Origin of the sequence: Streptomyces sp. AM 2-1-1, assembly GCF_029167645.1 — a bacterium.
Taxonomy (GTDB): domain Bacteria; phylum Actinomycetota; class Actinomycetes; order Streptomycetales; family Streptomycetaceae; genus Streptomyces.
This window is the reverse complement of the sequence record NZ_CP119147.1, coordinates 1,655,348-1,678,131: the sequence shown is the minus strand read 5'-3', so window position 1 is coordinate 1,678,131 and position 22,784 is coordinate 1,655,348. Positions and strand designations below refer to the sequence as shown.

The 22,784-nt window shown below is 71.6% G+C and carries 15 protein-coding genes and 1 riboswitch; of the genes, 12 read left to right on the top strand and 3 right to left on the bottom strand.

Going from position 1 to position 22,784, the window contains the following annotated elements:
• Positions 1–929: 929 nt before the first annotated feature.
• From PZB77_RS07045 to PZB77_RS07030, 4 genes are all read left to right on the top strand, one after another.
• Entirely contained in the window at positions 930–2,654 is a 1,725-nt protein-coding gene (locus PZB77_RS07045; RefSeq protein ID WP_275491713.1) for an ABC transporter ATP-binding protein, read from the top strand.
• Positions 2,655–2,837: 183 nt separating this feature from the next.
• Entirely contained in the window at positions 2,838–3,722 is an 885-nt protein-coding gene (locus PZB77_RS07040) for an FCD domain-containing protein (protein WP_275491712.1), read from the top strand.
• A gap of 354 nt (positions 3,723–4,076) precedes the next feature.
• Positions 4,077–5,618, top strand: a complete 1,542-nt coding sequence (locus PZB77_RS07035; protein WP_275491711.1) for an RNA polymerase sigma factor — start codon at positions 4,077–4,079, stop codon at positions 5,616–5,618.
• Positions 5,619–5,699: 81 nt separating this feature from the next.
• Positions 5,700–6,527, top strand: coding sequence for a serine protease (locus PZB77_RS07030; protein WP_275491710.1), 828 nt, complete (start codon positions 5,700–5,702; stop codon positions 6,525–6,527).
• A 189-nt stretch (positions 6,528–6,716) separates the two neighbouring features.
• On the opposite strand, the gene PZB77_RS07025 is transcribed toward PZB77_RS07030, so the two are convergent.
• Positions 6,717–6,950 carry a hypothetical protein gene (locus PZB77_RS07025; RefSeq protein WP_275491709.1) on the bottom strand — a complete coding sequence of 78 codons (234 nt, stop codon included), beginning with the start codon at positions 6,948–6,950 and terminating at the stop codon, positions 6,717–6,719.
• Between the two features lie 441 nt (positions 6,951–7,391).
• On the opposite strand from PZB77_RS07025, the gene PZB77_RS07020 reads away from it, so the two are divergent.
• From PZB77_RS07020 to PZB77_RS07005, 4 genes are all read left to right on the top strand, one after another.
• Positions 7,392–9,524: a DNA topoisomerase IV subunit B gene (locus PZB77_RS07020; RefSeq protein ID WP_275491708.1), complete on the top strand. Its 2,133-nt coding sequence runs from the start codon at positions 7,392–7,394 to the stop codon at positions 9,522–9,524.
• Positions 9,525–9,797: 273 nt separating this feature from the next.
• The gene (locus PZB77_RS07015) at positions 9,798–10,265 is read left to right on the top strand and encodes a DUF485 domain-containing protein (protein ID WP_275491707.1); all 468 of its coding nucleotides are present in this window, start codon (positions 9,798–9,800) and stop codon (positions 10,263–10,265) included.
• Positions 10,262–11,854 (top strand): cation acetate symporter, encoded by a 1,593-nt coding sequence (locus tag PZB77_RS07010; RefSeq protein ID WP_275491706.1) that lies wholly within the window; start codon positions 10,262–10,264, stop codon positions 11,852–11,854. Before PZB77_RS07015 ends, PZB77_RS07010 begins: the two co-directional genes overlap by 4 nt.
• Before the next feature lie 160 nt (positions 11,855–12,014).
• Complete coding sequence (locus PZB77_RS07005; RefSeq protein WP_275491705.1) at positions 12,015–13,034, top strand: LacI family DNA-binding transcriptional regulator; 1,020 nt, start codon at positions 12,015–12,017, stop codon at positions 13,032–13,034.
• Between the two features lie 168 nt (positions 13,035–13,202).
• Here the strand turns inward: PZB77_RS07005 and PZB77_RS07000 are convergent, their stop codons facing one another.
• Positions 13,203–14,606, bottom strand: a complete 1,404-nt coding sequence (locus PZB77_RS07000; RefSeq protein ID WP_275491704.1) for a citrate synthase — start codon at positions 14,604–14,606, stop codon at positions 13,203–13,205.
• Between the two features lie 112 nt (positions 14,607–14,718).
• On the opposite strand from PZB77_RS07000, the gene PZB77_RS06995 reads away from it, so the two are divergent.
• Positions 14,719–15,882, top strand: a complete 1,164-nt coding sequence (locus PZB77_RS06995; protein WP_275491703.1) for a citrate synthase/methylcitrate synthase — start codon at positions 14,719–14,721, stop codon at positions 15,880–15,882.
• 122 nt (positions 15,883–16,004) lie between these two features.
• On the opposite strand, the gene PZB77_RS06990 is transcribed toward PZB77_RS06995, so the two are convergent.
• Positions 16,005–18,455, bottom strand: coding sequence for a DNA topoisomerase IV subunit A (locus tag PZB77_RS06990; RefSeq protein WP_275491702.1), 2,451 nt, complete (start codon positions 18,453–18,455; stop codon positions 16,005–16,007).
• A gap of 325 nt (positions 18,456–18,780) precedes the next feature.
• Here PZB77_RS06990 and PZB77_RS06985 point away from each other — a divergent pair, with 325 nt between their 5' ends.
• From PZB77_RS06985 to PZB77_RS06975, 3 genes are all read left to right on the top strand, one after another.
• Positions 18,781–20,157: a pitrilysin family protein gene (locus PZB77_RS06985; protein ID WP_275491701.1), complete on the top strand. Its 1,377-nt coding sequence runs from the start codon at positions 18,781–18,783 to the stop codon at positions 20,155–20,157.
• Between the two features lie 26 nt (positions 20,158–20,183).
• Positions 20,184–21,566 carry a pitrilysin family protein gene (locus tag PZB77_RS06980; RefSeq protein WP_275495941.1) on the top strand — a complete coding sequence of 461 codons (1,383 nt, stop codon included), beginning with the start codon at positions 20,184–20,186 and terminating at the stop codon, positions 21,564–21,566.
• Between the two features lie 218 nt (positions 21,567–21,784).
• Positions 21,785–21,954, top strand: a riboswitch (cyclic di-AMP (ydaO/yuaA leader).
• 12 nt (positions 21,955–21,966) lie between these two features.
• Positions 21,967–22,749 (top strand): M23 family metallopeptidase, encoded by a 783-nt coding sequence (locus tag PZB77_RS06975; protein ID WP_275491700.1) that lies wholly within the window; start codon positions 21,967–21,969, stop codon positions 22,747–22,749.
• Positions 22,750–22,784 lie beyond the last annotated feature (35 nt).

The window sequence follows — 22,784 nt, the reverse complement described above, 5'->3', positions numbered from 1 at the left end:
ACGCTCGCCGAGGCCCTCGTGGGCCTGTGCGGTCCCGCAGCACTGTGCATCCGCGATACCCGCGTACCTGCGTGGGCGGGCTGGGCGTCGAAGGTGCCGCCTGCTTGCTGACGGAGGCATGCGACGTCACGGACGGGCAGCATCTCGGTCACAGCCACCTGCTCACCGCCCATGGGGGAGTGGCGTGGCAGCCTTCTCCGCGAGAGGGGCGCACACGATCCATGCGCACGACTCCACCGTCGGTCGCCAGAAGAGCCGACCGTATGCGCTCCGCCGCCGGCCGGGCCCGCCACCCGGCAGCGCACCACCACAGAAACGCCTTGGCCGCCTGAGGTTCAGGTCACCGAGGGGGTCCGGCTCGGCGAGAACCGGTGAATGAGAGCGGGGGGCGCTTGGGGGAGCGAGTAGCCGGACCTGACCGAGGTCCGACACGCCTACCAGCTGACCGTGCCACCGTGCCATCGAAGGTCCCCTCAGCCGACGAGTGACCTGCTGCCTCTCCCCTTGACGGGGCGACCCGGCTGACACCCGCCGCCCGACACTGCGGTACGTGCCTCATAGCCCGCCGGAGCCCGCCGGAGCCCGCCGGAGCCCGCCGGAGCCCGCCGGGCGAGTATCCGGAGCCCGCCGGGCGAGCATCCGCCACCAGCACGAGGACCGGTCGGCCGCCCTCCAGTGGCGTCTGCCCCTCGCCGACGCCCGAGCCCCACCTGCGGACCCGCCCCGTCGTCCCCGTCGTCTTCGTCGTCCCCGTCCTCCCCTGAATCCTGGCTCGCACGGGCGAGCCCACGAGATGCCTCCCGCGCGCTCCCCGAGCGCGGAACACTCGTGAGTCTCCCGCTGCACAAAAAGTCGTAAATGTCGCGTTATGTTGCTGCGGTACGCACGCTCCCTGCCGCCGAGCGGTCACACCTTCCGCGAGAGAAGCGATGCTCCAGGCCATCGGACTGACCAGTGCCCGCCGCCGCGACCTGCCGCCCGCGGTGGACGATCTCACCTTCGAAGCCCGCTCGGGCCGTGTCACCGCGCTCCTCGGCGCACCGGGCGCCGGAAAGACGGCGGCCCTGCGGCTGATGCTCGAACTCGACCCCGGGCGTGGAGTCACCTACTTCCGAGGCCGTCCCCTGCACCGGATCGGGCACCCGCCCCGGGAGGTCGGAGTACTCCTCGGGGACGTACCGGGGCATCCGGCCCGGAGCGCCCGGGGACAGTTGCGCATGCTCTGCGCCGCCGCTGGAGCGCCGTTGTCGCGCGCCGACGAGATGCTCGACCTCGTCGGTCTCTCCGGCCTCGGCGACCAGCGCATCGGCGGCCTCTCCGTGGGGATGGACCGCAGACTGGGCCTTGCCGCAGCCCTGTTGGGTGATCCCCATACGTTGCTGCTCGACGATCCGGCCGACGGGCTCTCCTCGCGCGAGAGCGGCTGGCTCTACGGACTGATGCGGGCGCACGCGGCCCAGGGCGGCACGGTGCTGTGGACCACCAGCGATCCCAAGGAGGCCATCCGCTCGGCGGACCGGGTCGTCACCATCGACGCGGGCAGGCTGGTGGCGGACCAGGAGGTCGCCGACTTCGCACGGACCCGGCTCCGCCCCCGCGTCGCGGTCCAGTCCCCCCATGCCGCCCGCCTCGCCGCAGTCGTCGGCCGGGAAGCCCGGGACGCGCGCCGGTCCGTGGAGGTCGTGGCCGAGGAGGGTGCCCGCCTCTCGGTGTACGGGAGCAACTGCGCGGAGATCGGGGACGTCGCGTTCCGGCACGGCATCCCCGTGCACCGCCTCGCCGACGAACTCGGCGACGCCGGCCCGCCCGCACCCCCCGCTCCCGCTCCGGCCTCCGCCGCCGCGCTCTCGGAGCTGCCGCCGCCGATCACGGTGCGCCCCCCGCGAGGTCCGCTGCGCCCGATGCGCTACGAAGTGAGGCGCATGCTGGGGGTGCGGACAACGACGCTGATCATGGCGGTGGTTCTGCTCGCCTCGGCGGCGGCTTCGGTGCTCCTGGCGCGCATCGGTGGGGCCCCGCGACCGCATCTGCTGGCCGGCTGGCCCGCGCTGCTGCCGCTTCCCCCGGCGGCGCTCGGAGCGGGTCTGCTGGGGGCGCTCTCCTACGGCGACGAGTTCCGCTACCCGGCCCTCGCGGCGAGCCGGGGGACGGTGCCGAGGCGGCTGGGACTGCTCGTGGCGAAGCTCCTCGTCACCGGGGCGGCGGCGACGGCCCTTTCGCTGCTCGTCGTCGTCTGCGACATGCAGGTGCTCCGCCTCTTCTACGGGGACCAGGTGAGCGCCGTACCCGGCAACGCGATCCTCCTGGCCGCGAGTTGGGTCGGACTGGCGGTCGGCTGCGCCTGGGCCGGACTGCTCGCCGCGGGAACCTTCCGGGTGGCAGGGGCCGGAGTGGCGGCGGTACTCGCAGTCCCCGTCCTCGTGGTGCCGCTCCTGCAGAAGGTCTTCGCCGGCCCCGCCGCTCACGCGTTGACCGGACTTCCCGCACGCCTGCGAGGGCTGGCCTGGCTCGACATCCCGCCGGGGCCGGACCGGTGGCTGGTGGCGGTGGGTCGGATCCTGGCGCAGCCCGTCGGCCTGGCGCTCCTCGTCTCACTGATCGCTCTGATCTGCGCCTATGCCGGTACGGCCCTCCGGAACAGGGCGCGTTGGTGAGTGCGGCGGTGCGCGCGGCGGCCGCGCGGGCGAGGGTTGAAGGGTGGGCCGTACCTCAACTTGGCTTCGCTTGACCGAATTGGGGCGATAAAGCGTCAATTGTGGCGCGAGCGACGATCACCCTTTCGTGTGCTTTTCAGCAAAGACCTCAAGGGGCGCGCGAGCCACGCCGACAAAGGATGCGTGAGTACCCTTGCGCACACCATGATGACCACCGCCCGTTCCGCCGACTCCGGCCTCGCCGGTCCGGGCGATCTCGATCGTTATCCCTATACGGAGCCGGCCGGCGACCGCGCGGCGCCGCGTTCCTGGGGCGGGGCCGACTCCGAGCTGGGGCGCACCGGTCGGCGGGGGTCCGCCAGCCGCGGCCGCGGCCTGCACGGTCAACTTGTCCAGCAGCTCGGTCAGATGATCGTTTCGGGAGATCTCGGCGCCGACCGTCCTCTCGTGCCCGAGGAGATCGGGCAGCGCTTCGAGGTTTCCCGCACCGTCGTACGCGAGTCCCTCCGCGTCCTCGAGGCCAAGGGGCTGGTCAGTGCCCGGCCCAATGTGGGCACCCGGGTACGCCCGGTCAGTGACTGGAATCTCCTCGACCCCGACATCATCGAGTGGCGAGCCTACGGCCCCCAGCGGGACGACCAGCGCCGTGAGCTGGCGGAGCTGCGGTGGACGATCGAGCCGCTCGCGGCACGGCTCGCCGCCGGGCACGGCCGGGAGGACGTGCAGCAGCGGCTGGGCGACATGGTGGAGATCATGGGGCACGCGTTGGGCCAGGGGGACGGGGTCACCTTCTCCCGAGCCGACGCGGAGTTCCACGCGCTGCTGATCCAGGCCGCGGGGAACCGGATGCTGGATCACCTCTCCGGCATCGTCTCCGCCGCTCTCCACGTCTCCGGCAACGCGATCACCGGATGCGAGCGGCCCAGTGAGGCGTCGGTCGGTCAGCACGCCCGGATCGCCGACGCCCTCGCCGCCGGCGACGCGGCCGGCGCCGAGTCGGCCATGCGCCAGCTCCTCGTCGTCCACCCCGAGGTGGAGCGAGTGGTCCCGGCTCCTCGCGAGCACTGAGCGACACCGGGGCGAGCACCGGGAAGCGCACTGAAAGCGGTACGGCCGGGGTACAAGCACCTTGTGCCGCCGGACCGGGCGGTCCGGCGGCACAATTGTGGGGGGATGTCATCCCCGGACCCCTTCGTCGTAAATGAGGTGTGACTCGGGCCACGCGGATTGGGCGTAACACTCCTCGAAGCAGTGCGATGACCTAAGAGGTGACCGCCGCGGAAGGAATACAGCAGCCGAGAGGCGTGCTGTGCAGATCCCAGGCCAAGCCCGCGCCGTCGGCGACACTCCAGTCGGCGGACGTCGGCTCCAGCTCTCCAGGGCTGGGCCGGAAGCCGTTTCCATCGTTCCGAGAGGTTGTTCGTGTCGGCCAGCACATCCCGTACGCTCCCGCCGGAGATCGCCGAGTCCGAGTCCGTCACGGCGCTCATTGAGCGGGGAAAGGCTGATGGGCAGATCGCCGGCGACGACGTGCGTCGGGCCTTCGAGGCTGACCAGATTCCGCCAACCCAGTGGAAGAATGTTCTGCGCAGCCTCAATCAGATCCTCGAGGAAGAGGGTGTGACGCTGATGGTCAGTGCCGCGGAGTCGCCGAAGCGCGCCCGCAAGAGCGTCGCCGCGAAGACCCCGGTCAAGCGCACCGCCACCAAGACGGTCGCGGCGAAGACGACCGTGACGAGGACCGTCGCGGCGTCCGCCGCCCCCGCCGTCGACAGCGCGGACGCGGCCGGGGAGTCCGGCGCCGTCCCCGCCAAGAAGGCGGTGGCCAAGAAGGCCGCCGTGAAGAAGACCGCCGCGAAGAAGACCGTGGCCAAGAAGACCGCCGCCAAGAAGTCGGGCAAGCAGGACGACGACCTCCTCGACGGTGACGAGGCGGTCGAGGACGCCAAGGTCGGCAAGGCCGAGGACGAGGAGGGCGAGGGCGAGAACAAGGGCTTCGTCCTCTCCGACGACGACGAGGACGACGCGCCCGCGCAGCAGGTCGCCGTCGCCGGCGCCACCGCCGACCCGGTCAAGGACTACCTGAAGCAGATCGGCAAGGTCCCCCTCCTCAACGCCGAGCAGGAGGTGGAGCTCGCCAAGCGCATCGAGGCGGGTCTCTTCGCCGAGGACAAGCTGGCGAACGCCGACAAGCTCGCGCCGAAGCTCAAGCGTGAGCTGGAGATCATCGCCGAGGACGGCCGCCGGGCCAAGAACCACCTGCTGGAGGCCAACCTCCGTCTCGTGGTCTCGCTGGCCAAGCGGTACACCGGTCGCGGCATGCTCTTCCTGGACCTGATCCAGGAGGGCAACCTCGGTCTGATCCGAGCCGTCGAGAAGTTCGACTACACCAAGGGCTACAAGTTCTCCACGTACGCCACCTGGTGGATCCGCCAGGCGATCACCCGCGCCATGGCCGACCAGGCCCGCACCATCCGTATCCCGGTGCACATGGTCGAGGTCATCAACAAGCTGGCGCGCGTCCAGCGGCAGATGCTCCAGGACCTGGGCCGCGAGCCCACCCCGGAGGAGCTGGCCAAGGAACTCGACATGACCCCCGAGAAGGTCATCGAGGTCCAGAAGTACGGGCGTGAGCCGATCTCCCTCCACACTCCGCTGGGTGAGGACGGGGACAGCGAGTTCGGTGACCTGATCGAGGACTCCGAGGCAGTCGTCCCGGCCGACGCCGTGAGCTTCACCCTCCTCCAGGAGCAGCTGCACTCGGTGCTCGACACCCTCTCCGAGCGTGAGGCCGGCGTGGTCTCCATGCGCTTCGGTCTCACCGACGGCCAGCCGAAGACGCTGGACGAGATCGGGAAGGTCTACGGCGTGACGCGCGAGCGCATCCGGCAGATCGAGTCGAAGACGATGTCGAAGCTCCGGCACCCGTCGCGGTCGCAGGTCCTCCGGGACTACCTCGACTAGGTCGAGCAGGCGCAGAGTACGGGCCGGTTCGGACTGAATGACTCTGAGTAGGTGATATCCACCTCGGAGTCAGGAGTGTCCATGTCCCACAGGTTCGCTCGTGCCCTGACCGGAGCGGTCGCGCTGTCGACCGCCGCCGCGCTCGCGGCCGGATCCCAGGCGTCGGCGGCGACCGGCGGCATCATCATCGGAGGGGAGCCCGCCAGCGTGGCCGACAGCCCGTGGGTGGTGGCGCTGTCCAGCCGCGCCCTGTTCGGGGAGTCGCGCGGCGGGCAGTTCTGCGGGGCGGTGGTGATCGCTCCGGCCAAGGTGATCACGGCAGCCCACTGCCTCGGCCCCGACGTCCTCGGAGGCGACGTGGCCGACGTACCGGATCTGCGGGTCGTCGCGGGCCGGGACGACCTGCGCGGCGCCGGAGGGCAGGAGCTGCCGGTGAAGGACGCCTGGATCAACCCCTCGTACGACCCCGGTACCAACGTGGGGGACGTCGCCGTGCTGACACTGGCCACGGCCCTGCCGGAGGAAAGTCCTCTCCCGGTCGCCCGGGACGGTGACGCGGCCTACCTCGCGGGCTCGAAGGCGCTGGTCTACGGGTGGGGGGACACGTCGGGATACGGCACGTACGCGTCGACACTGCGCGCGGCCGAGGTACAGGTCCTGTCGGACGAGGCCTGCGCCCTCGCCTACCCGGGTGGTACGCGCGGGACGTACGACGCCTCCTCGATGGTCTGCGCGGGCGACCCCCAGGGGGGCTACGACGCGTGCCAGGGAGACAGCGGGGGGCCGCTGGTGGTCGACGGGCGCCTCATCGGACTGGTCTCCTGGGGCAACGGCTGCGCCCGCGCCGACAGCCCGGGGGTCTACACACGGGTCTCCGCCGCGGTCACGTGGGCGGACGGCAGGATCTGAGCACCACCTGACCGCACCGCCGCCCCCGGGGGCGCGAACGAGCGGTCACGGAACACGCACGCCGGACGAACGACGCCCGCACCAAGGGCCTGCGCAGCGCATACGAGAACGGGCGGCTTCCCCCACACCGGGGAAGCCGCCCGTCGGACGGTCGGGGACCGGCCCATGGCTCGTCGTGGACGCGAGGTGTCAGTGTTGTGCCTCGTCGGCGGCACCGGCCTGTACGGCGGTGAGCCGATCCGTCTCATCCTGTATATCCGCGGCGATCTTCTTGAGCTCGGGCTCGAACTTGCGCCCGTGGTGGGCGCAGAAGAGCAGTTCACCGCCGCTGACGAGGACGACGCGCAGATAGGCCTGGGCGCCGCAACGGTCACAGCGGTCTGCTGCGGTCAGCGGACTCGCGGGGGTCAGAACAGTAGTCACGTCGCCTCTTCTCTAGCTCGACGAGCTGTCGTACCAGGGTCAACATCCAACCAGGCCGAAAACGTTCCCGCTCGTGGCATTTCTTCGAAACTTCTTTTCGGACGGCTGGGCTGCCGACGGTTGGCGGCGAATGTGCCGTGGCATGGGGCGCTACGGTTTCGCGTTGCTGGTGTCGGTCGGTCCCCGGCTGGCTTGCCGGTTGTTCATGAGGACGTGCCCGGAGCCTAAATGGTTCATGCCTCGAATGGAACGTGATGTACACGTCAGTCCGAGGAATGATCGAACATCCATGCGACCCCGGAAGGGGCTCGACTAGCATGATGATTCCCCGAGGGTGGCGTGACAACCGCTCTACCAGGCCTCGGTACGCTTTCAGCGGCCACCACGGCCGCGCCCGGTACCCCCACGGGCCCCCATGAAATTCAGCGAGGAGCGAACCGCGTGACCGCCGATACGTCCGTGCCGTCCACTGCGCTGCTGACCGGAGCCGGCGGCGTCGTCGACAAGGACAGCTCCAACTACACCGCGCGGCACCTTCTCGTCCTCGAAGGGCTGGAGGCCGTCCGCAAGCGCCCCGGCATGTACATCGGGTCGACCGACAGCCGCGGCCTCATGCACTGCCTCTGGGAGATCATCGACAACTCGGTCGACGAGGCCCTCGGCGGCCACTGCGACCACATCGAGGTGATCCTCCACGACGACTCCTCGGTCGAGGTCCGCGACAACGGCCGCGGCATCCCCGTGGACGTCGAGCCCAAGACCGGGCTCTCCGGCGTCGAGGTCGTCATGACCAAGCTCCACGCGGGCGGCAAGTTCGGCGGCGGCTCCTACGCCGCGTCCGGCGGTCTGCACGGTGTGGGCGCCTCCGTCGTCAACGCGCTCTCCGCGCGGCTCGACGTGGAGGTGGACCGCAACAGCTCCACCCACTCCATCAGCTTCCGGCGCGGGGTGCCGGGCGCCTTCGTCGCGCAGGGGCCGGAGAGTCCGTTCGACCCGGCCAACGGGCTCCGCAAGACCAAGCGGGTGCCCAAGGCGCGCACCGGGACCAGGATCAGGTACTGGGCCGACCGGCAGATCTTCCTCAAGGACGCCAAGCTCGACCTGGAGACGCTGTACCAGCGCGCCCGCCAGACGGCCTTCCTCGTGAACGGGCTCACCATCGTCGTGCGCGACGAGCGCGGCCTGGACGGCGTGGGCCCGTCGGAGGAGACGTTCCGCTTCGACGGCGGCATCAGTGAGTTCTGCGAGTTCCTCGCCCAGGACAAGGCCGTCTGCGACGTGCAGCGGCTGACCGGGCAGGGCACCTTCAAGGAGACCGTCCCGGTCCTCGACGAGCGCGGACACATGACCCCCACCGAGGTCACCCGCGAGCTGGCCGTCGACATCGCACTGCGCTGGGGCACCGGCTACGACACCGTGGTCAAGTCCTTCGTGAACATCATCGCCACCCCCAAGGGCGGCACCCACGTGGCCGGATTCGAGCGCTCGCTGACCCGCACGGTCAACGAGTCGCTGCGCGCCGCCAAGCTGCTCCGGGTCGCCGAGGACGACGTCGTCAAGGACGATGCCCTGGAGGGCCTCACGGCAGTCGTCACCGTCCGGCTCGCCGAGCCCCAGTTCGAGGGCCAGACCAAGGAGGTGCTCGGCACCTCGGCCGCCAACCGGATCGTCTCCGCCGTGGTGGCCAAGGAGCTCAAGGCCTTCCTCACGTCGACCAAGCGCGACGCCAAGGCCCAGGCCAGGGCCGTGCTCGACAAGGCCGTGGCCGCCGCCCGCACCCGTATCGCCGCGCGGCAGCACAAGGACGCCCAGCGCCGCAAGACGGCTCTGGAGTCCTCCTCCCTCCCCGCGAAGCTGGCCGACTGCCGCAGCGACGACGTGGACCGCAGCGAGCTCTTCATCGTCGAGGGGGACTCCGCCCTGGGCACGGCCAAGCTCGCGCGCAACAGCGAGTTCCAGGCGCTGCTGCCCATCCGGGGCAAGATCCTCAACGTCCAGAAGGCATCCGTCTCGGACATGCTGAAGAACGCCGAGTGCGGGGCGATCATCCAGGTCATAGGGGCGGGGTCCGGGCGGACCTTCGACATCGACGCCGCCCGCTACGGCAAGATCGTCCTGCTGGTGGACGCCGACGTCGACGGCGCGCACATCCGGATCCTGCTGCTGACGCTCTTCCAGCGGTACATGCGGCCCATGGTGGAAGCCGGCCGGGTCTTCGCGGCGGTGCCCCCGCTCCACCGCATCGAGCTGGTCCAGCCGAAGAAGGGCCAGGACAAGTACATCTACACGTACTCGGACGGCGAACTGCGCCAGACGCTGGTGGACCTGCGGCGTAAGAACGTCCGGTTCAAGGACTCCATCCAGCGGTACAAGGGTCTCGGTGAGATGGACGCCGACCAGTTGGCCGAGACCACGATGGACCCCCGCTTCCGGACACTGCGACGGATCAACATCGGCGACCTGGATTCCGCGGAGAGCGTCTTCGACCTGCTGATGGGCAACGAGGTCGCGCCCCGCAAGGAGTTCATCACCAACTCGGCGGCGACCCTGGACCGTTCGCGCATCGACGCCTGAGCCACCTCGCCCGCGCCGCTGTGCCCGCCGGTTCGCACCGGGGCGCAGCGGCGCGCTGTCGTGTGGCGCGGGGCCGTTGCCGTGCCGCTCCGCGGCGGGCCGGTGCGGCGGGTACCGGCGGTGCGGGACGCACACATACGGGCTCGCGCACGGGCGCCCGGCGCGGATATCACCTGAACAGGTGAAAGCGGTGCATGCTGCGTCCGAGGTCCCCCCTGTCCGGACACTCTTGGCCGAGCGGCCGAAAAGGTTCGCGGACAAGGGAGTTGTTCGGTGGAGAAGGAAGCAGGGCGGGCGGCTGCGGCGACACGGCTCGACGGCCCGTGGTACGACGCGCCTGCCCCGGGACGGGGCGAGCAGGACGGCACGCGGCCCGACGCGGGTCCGGTGGCCGGGGTTCCGCGGAGCGGCCCCGGCGCTGCCGACATCTACCGGGAGGTCCAGCGCAGCGAAGCCTTCCGTGAAGTGCGGCGAAGGTACCGCCGGTTCGTCCTGCCGACGACCTTCGCGTTCCTCCTCTGGTACCTCGCCTACGTGGTCGCCGCCACCGGTGCGCACGGGCTGATGGCCCGTCCGGTGGCCGGGGCGGTGAACGTCGCCATGATCGCCGGGCTCGGTCAGTTCCTCACCACCTTCCTGCTGACCTGGGCGTACGCGCGCCACGCGCGGCTCCGCCGGGACCGGGCCGCGCTGGACCTGCGCTGGGAGACGCAGGAGCTGACCCGGGAGGCCGAGCGGTGAGCGGGAGCCAGCAGACCCTGGCGCTGGTGCTGTTCAGCGCGTTCATCGCCGTCACCCTCGGCATCACCACCTGGGCGGGCCGTACCCGCCAGGGCTCCGCGGAGGAGTTCTACGCCGGCGGTCGCCTGTTCTCGCCCATGGAGAACGGTTTCGCCCTCGCGGGCGACTACCTGTCCGCCGCCTCGTTCCTCGGTATCTCCGGGCTGATCGCCCTCTTCGGCTACGACGGGATGCTGTACTCGGTCGGCTTCTTCGTCGCCTGGCTGGTCGTGCTGCTGCTCGTGGCCGAACTGGTGCGCAACTGCGGGCGGTTCACCCTCGCCGACGTGGTCGCCGCACGCATGGCCGAGCGACCGGTGCGCACCGCGGTCGGTGCGTCCTCGGTGACCGTCTCCGTGCTGTACCTCGTCGCGCAGATGGTCGGTGCCGGCAGCCTGGTCGCCCTGCTCCTCGGGGGTACCAGCGGTGCCGCCCGCTCCTGGACCGTGGTCGGGGTCGGCGCGCTCATGGTGGTCTACGTCTCCCTGGGCGGCATGCGGGCGACCACCTGGATCCAGATCGTCAAGGCGGTGCTGCTCATGGCGGGCGCGATCGCCCTCACCGTGACCGTGCTGGTCCACTTCCACGGAGACGTCGACGCGCTGCTCACCACGGCCGCCGAGCGCAGCGGCCACGGTGCGGACTTCCTGGCGCCGGGCCTCACGTACGGAGGCAGTTGGACGGCGCGGTTCGACTTCATCAGCCTGGGAGTGGCACTGGTGCTCGGGACGGCCGGGCTGCCGCACATCCTGTCGCGCTTCTACACGGTCCCGACGGCCCGCGCGGCCCGCCGGTCCGTGATCTGGGCGATCGGGCTGATCGGGTGCTTCTACCTGATGACCATCGTGCTCGGCCTCGGCGCCGCCGCGGTCGTCGGTCCCGCGGAGGTCCGGGCCTCCGGCGGGGCCGGAAACACGGCGGTGCCCCTGCTGGCGCTGGAGCTGGGCGGCGGGGAGGGGTCCACCGGCGGGACGATCCTCTTCGCCGTGGTCGCCGCCATCGCCTTCGCCACGATCCTGGCCGTGGTCGCGGGGATCACCCTCGCCTCCTCGGCCTCGGTCGCCCACGACCTCTACGCCTCGCTCCGCCGCCCGGGCGGCGAGCCGTTCGGCGAGGTCGCCGTGGCCCGGGTGGCGGCTGCCGGGATCGGGGTGGTCGCCATCGGTCTCGGGCTGCTCGCCCAGGACCTCAACGTCGCCTTCCTCGTCGGGCTGGCCTTCGCGGTGGCCGCCTCGGCCAACCTCCCGGCGCTGCTGTACTCGCTCTTCTGGAAGAGCTTCACCACCCGCGGTGCCGTCTGGGCGGTGTACGGAGGACTCGTCCCCGCGCTCGTACTCGTTCTGCTCTCGCCGGTCGTCTCCGGCGGACCCGCCTCGCTCTTCCCGGGGGTCGACTTCCAGCTCTTTCCCCTGGAGAATCCCGGTCTCGTCTCCATTCCGCTCGGCTTCCTCGCGGGGTGGATCGGCACCGTCACCTCCGCCGCCCCGGCCGACGAGGACAAGCACGCGGAGATGGAAGTCAGGTCGCTGACCGGAGCGGGCGCGGTCTGAGGAGCCGGTACCCGGCGGGGAGCCCACGGCTGCCCGGCGAAGCTCGGTGCGGGGACCGCGACCGGACGGACGGGGCGCAGGGGAGCCGGTACACCGCGGACGGGCAGAAGTTGCCACGAGCACGCAATTGGTTTGCGTGACTTGCGCTAATCTTGCGGTCATGACGCGAAGACTTGCTCAGGTGGCGCAGAAGGTCGGGGTCAGCGAGGCCACGGTCAGCCGGGTGCTGAACGGTAAGCCAGGCGTCTCGGACGCCACCCGGCAGGCGGTGCTCTCCGCGTTGGACGTGCTCGGTTACGAGCGCCCGACCCAGCTGCGGGGCGAGCGGGCCAGGCTGGTCGGGCTCGTCCTGCCCGAGCTCCAGAACCCCATCTTCCCCGCCTTCGCGGAGGTGGTCGGCGGCGCCCTCGCCCAGCAGGGGCTCACGCCCGTGCTCTGCACGCAGACCAAGGGCGGTGTCTCCGAGGCGGACTACGTGGACCTGCTGCTCCAGCAGCAGGTGTCCGGCGTGGTCTTCGCCGGCGGGCTGTACCACCAGGCGGACGCCGCGCACGACCACTACAAGCTGCTCGCGGACCGGCGCATCCCCGTCGTGCTCATCAACGCGGCCATCGCCGAACTCGGTTTCCCGGGCGTCTCCTGCGACGACTCCGTCGCGGTCGAGCAGGCATGGCGGCACCTCGCCTCACTCGGTCACGAGCGGATCGGTCTGGTGCTCGGCCCCGCCGACCACGTCCCCTCCCAGCGCAAGCTCGACGCCGCACGCCAACTGGCCCGTGAGTACGGGACGTCGATCCCCGACGAGCGGGTCGCGCGGGCCATGTTCTCGCTGGAGGGCGGTCAGGCGGCAGCGTCCCGGCTGCTCGACCAGGGCGTCACCGGCATCATCTGCGGCAGCGACCCGCTCGCGCTCGGCGCGGTCCGGGCGGTCCGCCGCCGAGGGCTCTCCGTGCCCCGTGACGTCTCCGTGGTCGGCTACGACGACTCCGCCTTCATGAACTGCACCGAACCGCCCCTGACGACGGTCCGCCAGCCCATCGAGGCCATGGGCCGGGCTGCCGTCGAGCTGCTGTCCGTGCAGATCGGGGGCAAGGCCGTGCCCTCCGACGAACTGCTCTTCGAGCCCGAACTGGTGGTGCGCGGCTCGACCGCCCCGCCGTCGCGCGAGAATTCGCACTGATCTGTCACTATCTTGCGCCCCCGGGGTGTTCCAGGGCGCTTTCCCAGGGAGCGACGCGGCACTCCCCGGATTGGCCCCGGGCCCCGATCGACCCCGCCGGTCGAAGGGCACGCCGGCCCTGCCGGGCCGTGCCGGGCCGTGCGCGCCCGGTGGGAATGCCGGGCGGGGTCAGGCGCGGCCCGGCCCAGCCGGCCGTGGCAGCGCCTGGGGCGGGCGGGGTCCGGTGTACTGGCCGCGAGGCCGCAGACGCAGGGGGCGCTCCGCGTACTCCTCCAGGGCGTGCGCGATCCAGCCCGCCGTACGGGCCACCGCGAAGACGGTCTCGCCCGCCTCCGCGGGCATCCCCGCGGAGACCGAGAGGACCGCCAGCGCCAGATCGACATTGGCGTGCAGGGGGGTGTGCCGGGCGGCGGTGGACACCACGTCGCGTGCGGCCGCGAGCGGCGCGGCTGCCTCGGGCACCTCCTCCAGCAGACCGAACAGGACCCGGGCCCGCGGGTCTTCCCCGCCGTAGAGGCGGTGGCCGAGCCCGGGAACGCGCCGGCCGGCCCGGAGGTGGTCGGCGACCACCGGTGCGGCGCCGCCCCGCTCCAGGACTTCGCGCAGCATCCGGTGGGCGAGCCCGCTGGCCGCACCGTGCAGGGGCCCTTCCAGGACCCCGAGTCCCGCCGAGACGACGGCGTACGGATGCGCGTGTGCGGAGGCGGCCACCCGGACGGCGAGGGTGGACGCGGCGAGGTCGTGGTCGATGAGCAGCGTCAGCGCCGTGTCCAGCACCGCGAGTGACGCGGCGTCGGCGGCGCGCGCGGTGAGCGCGGGCCACAAGCACGCCGCGATGCCGGGGCCCGCACCGCACGCCACGATGCCGGGGCCCGTACCGCCGTACCCCGCGGCACCTTCGTCCGTACCGCCGTGGGCCGGCCCCGCGATGCCGGTGCCTTGCGGGACCGTCCCTCCCGGTACCGTGCCGCCGGGTGGGCCGGCCGCCGGGCGCAGTGCGCCCACCAGGGTCGGGACGAGGCCCCGCGCCGCGCCGATGACCGAGACGGGGGAGAGGTCGAACCGGAGCGGGTCGGCGGCCGACGCGGCGATGACGGAGACCCGGAGCCGGTCCGTCGTCCCACTGTGCGCGGGGAGGGCGGCGACGGCCCGCCGGGCCGCCGCCAGGGCCTGTTCCGGAGCGGTGAACCGGACTCCCGGGCGGAGTTCGCCCGTCCACAGCCACTCCGCCACTTCCTCGTAGCAGTGGCTGTGCGCGAGTTCGCCGACGTCGACGCCCCGGTAGTAGTACCGGTCGTGGTCGATGAGGGTGATGCCGGTGCGGAAGACCAGGTCGGCGCCGCCCGTCGGCGGTACGGCCTCGCGTCGGCCGGAACGGCGGGCCAGCGCGCGGACCTCGTCGGCGTCGAACGTACTGCCCCGGCCGCCGGGCGCGCGGACGCTGCTGAGCTGGCCCCGGCTGACATAGGCGTACACCGTCTCCGGCTTCACGCCCAGCAGGGCGGCCGCCTCGCGCGTGCTGAGCCGTTCGGCGCCCGCCGTGCCGGCGTCATGCGCTCCCTGATCCGTCATGCGCTCACCGTATCCACTCCGCCATGTGTTGATTCAATCAATGTTGACGCATTTGGAGTCAAGCATGAATAGTCGAATCAATACTAGGGATGGACCGAAGAGGGAGTCAGCGATGCCCACCACCACCCACACCCCCGCGCCCTCCGGAGTGCCCCGCGGCCTCGCGGGCGTCGTCGTCACCGACACCGTCCTGGGCGATGTCCGGGGCGCCGAGGGCTTCTACCACTACCGCCAGTACTCGGCGGTGGAGCTGGCCGGGACCCGGAGCTTCGAGGACGTCTGGCACCTGATGTTCCACGGCGAGCTGCCCGACGCCCCGGCCCGTGCCGCCTTCGCCGCCCGGGTCGCCGAGCTGCGCCACCTGCCCGACGAGGTGCGCGCGGCGCTGCCCGCCCTCGCCCGCGCCGGAGCGATCTCCGGCCCGCTGGCAGGGTTGCGTACCGCGCTCTCACTGCTCGGAGCCTCGGCCGGTCACCGCCCGCTGTACGACATCGGGCCCGACCGCCGGCGCGACGACGCGCTCGCCGTCTGCGCGGCGGTGCCGACCCTGCTGACCGCGCTGCACCGGCTCGGCGAAGGGCTCGAACCCGTCGAGCCGCGCGACGATCTGCCGCACGCGGCGAACTACCTCTACATGCTCACCGGCGAGGTACCCGATCCGGTCCGCGCACGGGCCGTCGAGCGCTACCTCATCTCCACCGTCGACCACGGCTTCAACGCCTCCACCTTCACCGCGCGGGTCGTCGCCTCCACCGGGGCCGACATGGCAGCCTGTCTGGTCGCGGCGGTCGGCGCGCTCTCAGGACCGCTGCACGGCGGCGCGCCCAGCCGCGCCCTCGACACCCTGGACGCGATCGGCACCCCGGACCGGATCGACGGCTGGATCCGGGAGCAGGTCCTCTCCGGCGGACGGATCATGGGCTTCGGCCACCCCGTGTACCGCACCGAGGACCCGCGCTCGCGCATGCTGCGGGGGATCGCGGAGGAGTTCGGCGGCCCGCTCGCCGACTTCGCCGTCGAGGTGGAACGGCAGGTGGAGGTGATCCTCGCCGAGCTCAAGCCGGGCCGTGAGCTGCACACCAACGTGGAGTTCTACGCCGGGGTCGTGATGGAGCTCTGCGGACTGCCGCGGGCCATGTTCACCCCCACCTTCTGCACGGCCCGGGTGGTCGGATGGAGCGCCAACGTCCTGGAACAGGCGGCGGACTCGAAGATCATCCGCCCGGCGGCCCGCTACGTCGGGACGCCTCCGCCGCAGCCGGTCCCGGCGCCCTGAACCGGCGTGCCGCGCAGCGCCCGGCGCACCACGGCCGGGGCGCGAGGACCGACGGGGACGGGAAGGGGGGTGGGTCCGCCGCGGCGGACCCACCCCCCTTCCCGGTCACGCTTCCGCCGTCGTCACACCGGTCCCGCGACCGAGGCGACCGGGTCGATCAGCGGGGTGCCCGAGCCGTCGCGGCGCGGGTCGGGTTCCGGCAGCCGCGCGGGGGTGCCGTTCTGCTGCGCGGCCCGCGCCGGCAAGGGACCCGCCCAGGCGAAGACGAGGACGTCCTCACCCTTGAGGAACCGCTGGCAGCGCACGCCTCCGGTGGCGCGGCCCTTGCGCGGGTACTGGTCGAACGGCGTCAGCTTCGAGGTGAGCACCGAGTCGTCCAGCGTGCCGTGCGAACCCGCCACCGTGAACACCGCCGCGTCCGCGGCCGGGTCGACGGCGGTGAAGGACAGCACCTCGGCGCCGTCCGCGAGTTTGATGCCGGCCATGCCACCGGCGGCGCGCCCCTGCGGACGCACCTGCGCCGCCGGGTACCGCAGCAGCTGCCCGTCGGACGCGATGAAGACCAGGTCCTCCTCGCCCGAACGCAGCTCCGTCGCGCCGACGATCCGGTCGCCCTCCCTGAGGGAGATGACCTCCAGCTCGTCCTTGTTGGCGGGATAGTCCGGCACGACACGCTTCACCACACCCTGGAGGGTGCCGATCGCCAGTCCCGGCGACGCCTCCTCCAAGGTGGTCAGGCAGATCAGTTCCTCACCTTCGTCCAGGGTGAGGAACTCCGGCACCGGGGCCCCGCCGGAGAGGTTGGGCGCCGCGTGGGTGTCGGGAAGCCGGGGCAGGTCGATCACCGCCAGGCGCAGCAGCCGCCCGGTGGACGTCACCGCCCCCACCTCCCCGCGGGCGGTCGCCGCCACGGCCGACACGATCACGTCGTGCTTGACGCGCTTGGCGTCCTCGTCCTCCGCGACCGGGTCGGCGTTGGCCGTCCGTGCGAGCAGACCGGTCGAGGAGAGAAGCACCCGGCACGGGTCGTCCGCTACCTGCAGCGGTACGGCCGAGACCTGCGAACCCGCCGACTCCAGCAGCACCGTGCGCCGGTCGGTGCCGAACTTCTTCGCCACCGAGGCGAGTTCGGACGAGACGAGCTTGCGCAGCTCCGCGTCGGACTCCAGGATCACGGTCAGCGCCCCGATCTCGGAGTTCAGCCGGTCGCGCTCGCTCTCCAGCTCGATCCGGTCGAACCGGGTCAGCCGGCGCAACGGCGTGTCCAGGATGTACTGCGTCTGGATCTCACTCAGCGAGAAGCGCTCCATGAGCCGCTCCTTCGCGGCCGAGGAGTTGTCGCTGTCCCGGATGATCCGGATGACCTCGTCGATGTCGACGAGGGCGACGAGCAGTCCTTCCACGAGGTGCAGCCGGTCGCGCCGCTTCGTGCGGCGGAACTCGCTGCGCCGGCGCACGACCTCGAAGCGGTGGTCGAGGTAGACCTCCAGGAGTTCCTTGAGCCCCAGCGTCAGCGGCTGTCCGTCGACGAGCGCGACGTTGTTGATGCCGAAGGACTCCTCCATCGGCGTCAGCTTGTAGAGCTGCTCCAGCACGGCCTCGGGCACGAAGCCGTTCTTCACCTCGATGACCAGCCGCAGCCCGTGCGAGCGGTCGGTGAGGTCCTTGACGTCGGCGATGCCCTGGAGCTTCTTCGACGAGACCAGGTCCTTGATCTTGGAGATGACCTTCTCCGGACCGACCGTGAAGGGCAGTTCGGTGACGACGAGCCCCTTGCGGCGCGCGGTGACGTTCTCCACGGAGACCGTCGCCCGGATCTTGAACGTGCCGCGCCCGGCGGCGTAGGCGTCCTTGATGCCGCTCAGGCCCACGATGCGGCCGCCGGTCGGCAGGTCGGGACCGGGGACGAACCGCATCAGCGCTTCGAGATCGGCGTTCGGGTAACGGATGAGGTGACGCGCGGCGGCGACGACCTCACCGAGGTTGTGCGGCGGCATGTTGGTCGCCATACCGACCGCGATCCCCGACGCGCCGTTGACCAGCAGGTTCGGGTAGGCGGCCGGGAGAACCACCGGCTCCTGCTCCTGGCCGTCGTAGTTCGACTGGAAGTCGACGGTGTCCTCGTCGATCGACTCCGTCATGAGGGACGTGGCGTCGGCCATCCGGCACTCGGTGTACCGCATGGCGGCCGGCGGGTCGTCGTTGCCGAGGGAACCGAAGTTGCCGTGTCCGTCGACGAGCGGAAGCCGCATCGAGAACGGCTGCGCCATGCGCACCAGGGCGTCGTAGATCGACGCGTCCCCGTGCGGGTGCAGCTTGCCCATCACTTCGCCGACCACACGGGCGCACTTGACGTAGCCGCGGTCGGGGCGCAGTCCCATCTCGTTCATCTGGGACACGATGCGGCGGTGGACGGGCTTCATGCCGTCGCGCGCGTCGGGCAGGGCCCGGGAGTAGATCACCGAGTACGCGTACTCGAGGAAGGAGCCCTGCATTTCGTCGACGACGTCGATGTCGAGGATCTTCTCCTCGAAGTCGTCCGGCGGCGGGGTTTTCGTGCTGCGGCGGGCCATCGCGGCTGCGACTCCTTCACAGATTCTGTCGGGCAACCTGAGGTTCTGACGCGGACCATTGTGGACCGCCCCGCCGACAGCGCCGACCTCGACCCGTCCCAGCGCCCTGCCCGGGGCCGCCGGAGCGCCCGCCCCCGGGGCCTTCGCAGGGCGATCGACGCCCCGGCCCACCCCCGGTGCGCACGCGCCGGCACCACGCGTCAACATCAGTCGTCGACAACAACCCCACAACACCGAAGGAACGGGAACTTCGCCAGGTCCCCGCGCGCTTGCTTACAGTGGCAGGTCTGGCAGAAAGTCCAGTACCGCGATCGAAGGGACGTACATGCCCATGGGTCACACGGCCACCGCACAGGCCGGCTCCGGCGGCCTGACAGCGACCGAGCACCGTCTGGCCAATGGCCTGCGCGTGGTGCTCTCCGAGGACCACCTGACCCCGGTCGCCGCTGTCTGCCTCTGGTACGACGTCGGCTCCCGCCACGAAGTGGCGGGGCGCACGGGTCTCGCGCACCTCTTCGAGCACCTGATGTTCCAGGGCTCGGGGCAGGTCAAGGGGAACGGCCACTTCGAGCTCGTCCAGGGCGCGGGCGGTTCGCTCAACGGCACCACGAGCTTCGAGCGCACCAACTACTTCGAGACGATGCCGACCCACCAGCTGGAGCTCGCCCTCTGGCTGGAAGCCGACCGCATGGGCTCCCTCCTCGACGCGCTCGACGAGGAGTCCATGGAGAACCAGCGGGACGTCGTCAAGAACGAGCGCCGCCAGCGGTACGACAACGTCCCGTACGGCACCGCGTTCGAACGCCTCACCGCCCTCGCCTACCCGGAGGGCCATCCGTACCACCACACCCCGATCGGCTCCATGGCGGACCTGGACGCGGCGACGCTGGAGGACGCCCGGGCGTTCTTCCGTACGTACTACGCGCCCAACAACGCGGTGCTCTCCGTCGTCGGCGACATCGACCCCGAGCAGACGCTCGCCTGGATCGAGAAGTACTTCGGCTCCATCCCGTCCCACGACGGCAAGCAGCCCCCCCGCGACGGCACCCTCCCCGGGACCATCGGCGGGCAGCTGCGCGAGGAGGTGCGCGAGGAGGTCCCGGCCCGCGCGCTGATGGCGGCCTACCGCCTGCCGCACGACGGCACCCGCGAGGCGGACGCCGCCGACCTGGCCCTGACCGTCCTGGGCGGCGGCGAATCGTCCAGGCTCCACAACCGCCTGGTACGCCGTGACCGCACGGCGGTGGCCGCCGGGTTCGGGCTGCTGCGGCTGGCCGGCGCGCCCTCGCTGGGCTGGCTGGACGTCAAGACGTCCGGCGGCGTGGAGGTCGAGCGCATCGAGACCGCGGTCGACGAGGAGCTCGCGCGGTTCGCCGCCGAGGGCCCCACGCCGGAGGAAATGGAACGCGCGCAGGCCCAGTTGGAGCGCGAGTGGCTGGACCGCCTCGGCACGGTCGCCGGCCGCGCGGACGAACTCTGCCGCTTCGCCGTGCTGTTCGGCGACCCGCAGCTCGCGCTGACGGCCGTCCAGCGGGTCCTGGAGGTCACCGCCGACGAGGTCCGGGAGATCGCCGCCGCCACGCTGCGCCCCGACAACCGGGCCGTGCTCGTCTACGAGCCCGTCGAACCGGCTGAAGCCGACGCAGACGCCGGTAGCGAGGACGGCGTGGACGCCGACGCCCACGAGGAGGCCGGCAAGTGAGCGACGCCGCCGTGACTGGAGTAGCCATGGACTTCCACCCGCAGCCGACCCCGGGTACCGCCCGCCCCTGGGCCTTCCCGGCCCCCGAACGCGGCACCCTGCCCAACGGGCTGACCGTGCTCCGCAGCCACCGCCCCGGCCAGCAGGTCGTCGCCGTCGAGATCCACCTCGAAGCGCCGCTCGACGCCGAGCCCGAAGGGCTCGACGGTGTCGCCACCATCATGGCGCGGGCCCTCTCCGAGGGGACCGACAAGCACAGCGCGGAGGAGTTCGCCGCCGAGCTGGAGCGGTGCGGTGCCACGCTCGACGCGCACGCCGACCATCCCGGTGTGCGGGTCTCCCTGGAGGTCCCGGCCTCCCGGCTGGCCAAGGCGCTCGGGCTGGTGGCCGAAGCGCTGCGGGCCCCCGCCTTCGCCGACAGCGAGATCGAACGCCTGGTGGGCAACCGCCTCGACGAGATCCCGCACGAGCAGGCCAACCCCGCGCGCCGCGCCGCCAAGCAGCTCTCCAAGGAGCTGTTCCCGGCCACGGCCCGCATGTCACGCCCGCGCCTGGGCACCGAGGAGACCGTGCGGCGGATCGACACCGCCGCCGTGCGCGCCTTCTACGACGCCCACGTCCGCCCCGCCACGGCGGTCGCGGTCATCGTCGGCGACCTCACCGGCATCGACCTGGACGCCCTGCTCGCCGACACCCTCGGCGACTGGTCGGGCAACGCGGGCACCCCCCGCCCGGTGGCCCCGATCACCGCCGACGACACCGGCCGCGTGGTCATCGTGAACCGTCCGGGCGCCGTGCAGACGCAGCTGCTCATCGGCCGCATCGGCGCCGACCGGCACGACAGCGTCTGGCCGGCGCAGGTCCTCGGCACGTACTGCCTGGGCGGCACGCTCACCTCCCGGCTCGACAAGGTGCTGCGCGAGGAGAAGGGCTACACCTACGGCGTGCGCGCCTTCGCCCAGGTGCTCCGCTCCACCGCCGGTGGTCCGGACTCCGGCCCGGCCGGTGCGGCGATGCTGGCCATCAGCGGCTCGGTGGACACCGAGTCCACCGGCCCCGCCCTCGACGACCTCTGGAAGGTCCTGCGGACCCTCGCGGCGGACGGGTTGACCGACGCCGAGCGCGAGACGGCCGTGCAAAACCTCGTGGGGGTCGCCCCGCTCAAGTTCGAGACGGCGGCCTCCGTCGCGGCGACCCTGGCCGACCAAGTCGAGCAGCAGCTGCCCGACGACTTCCAGGCCCACCTGTACGCGCGACTCGCCGAGACCGGCACGGTCGAGGCGACCGCCGCCGTGGTCAGCGCGTTCCCGGTCGACCGACTGGTGACGGTCCTGGTGGGCGACGCGGCGCAGATCGCCGAGCCGGTCCGCGCGCTGAACATCGGCGACGTGACGGTCGTCAACGGCTGACCGGTCGTCAACGGCGGTCCGGGCAGCTCCCGGACGTACGGCGCGGCCCCGGCGGGAGCGATCTCGCCGGGGCCGCGCCGTATGTCCGCTTTGATGGGAAGATCCACGTCTGCCCTGTGGGATGTATGACAAAACCCCTTGTCCGTTTGGTGATCGAAAGCGCCTCGGCCTAGCGTCGATCCGGCTGTCCGTCGACCGTGCACCGCAATCGTGGTGCCGGACAGTCATCGCCGAGTCCCCGTCCGGCGCGAGCCTGGGGAGCCGGGGACCCGTGATGTCCCTGGGGTGAATCGGGTGCACCGCGTCTCGTGAGAGGTGCGAGCGCCCGTAGGAGACCTTCCTGCTCCGAACCCGTCAGCTAACCCGGTAGGCGAGAAGGAAGGAAAGGATCCGCTCCTCCATGGCGTTCACCCGTGCCACCGGGACGCATCGCGCCCCGGGCCGTCTGACGCGTACCACCGCCCGGTTCGCCGGCGTCGCGGCGCTCGCCGCCGCCGGCGTCGTCGGTTCGACGGCCGCTCCCGCCCTCGCAGCCGACACCGCCGCTTCCTCCGCGGACACCGCGACCTCCTCGGCCGAGACGACCGGACTCGTCCGGGCCGTGTCGCTCGGTGACTCCGTCGCCGCCCGGATCGCCGACCAGGCGGCCGCCCAGCAGCGTCACGCCGACGCCGTGGAAGCCCGTGCGCGGGCGAGGGCCGAAGCCGCCGCACGGGTCAGGGCGGCCCACGAGGAGAAGGCGCGAGCCGCCCGGGCCGCCGAGCGCACCCGCCTGAACTCCTTCCACCTGCCCGTCGCGGGCTCGTACGTCAGCACCGGCTACCAGTCGAGCGGTTCCCTCTGGTCCTCCGGCAGCCACTCGGGCATCGACTTCCACGCCGCCGTCGGCACCCCCGTCCTCGCCGTCGGGGCCGGTACGGTCGTCGAGGCCGGCTGGGGCGGTTCGTACGGCAACAACATCGTGCTGCGGATGGCGGACGGTACGTACACCCAGTACGGCCACCTCTCCTCCCTCGGCGTCTTCGCCGGGCAGCGCGTCTCCTCCGGGGAACGGATCGGCCTCGCCGGCGCCACCGGCAACGCCACCGGCCCCCATCTGCACTTCGAGGCCCGGACCGGGCCGGAGTACGGCTCCGACATGGACCCGGTGGCGTACCTGCGGGCGCGCGGCCTCACCGTGTGACGAGCGTCCCGCCAGGAACGACGGGACGGCCCCGG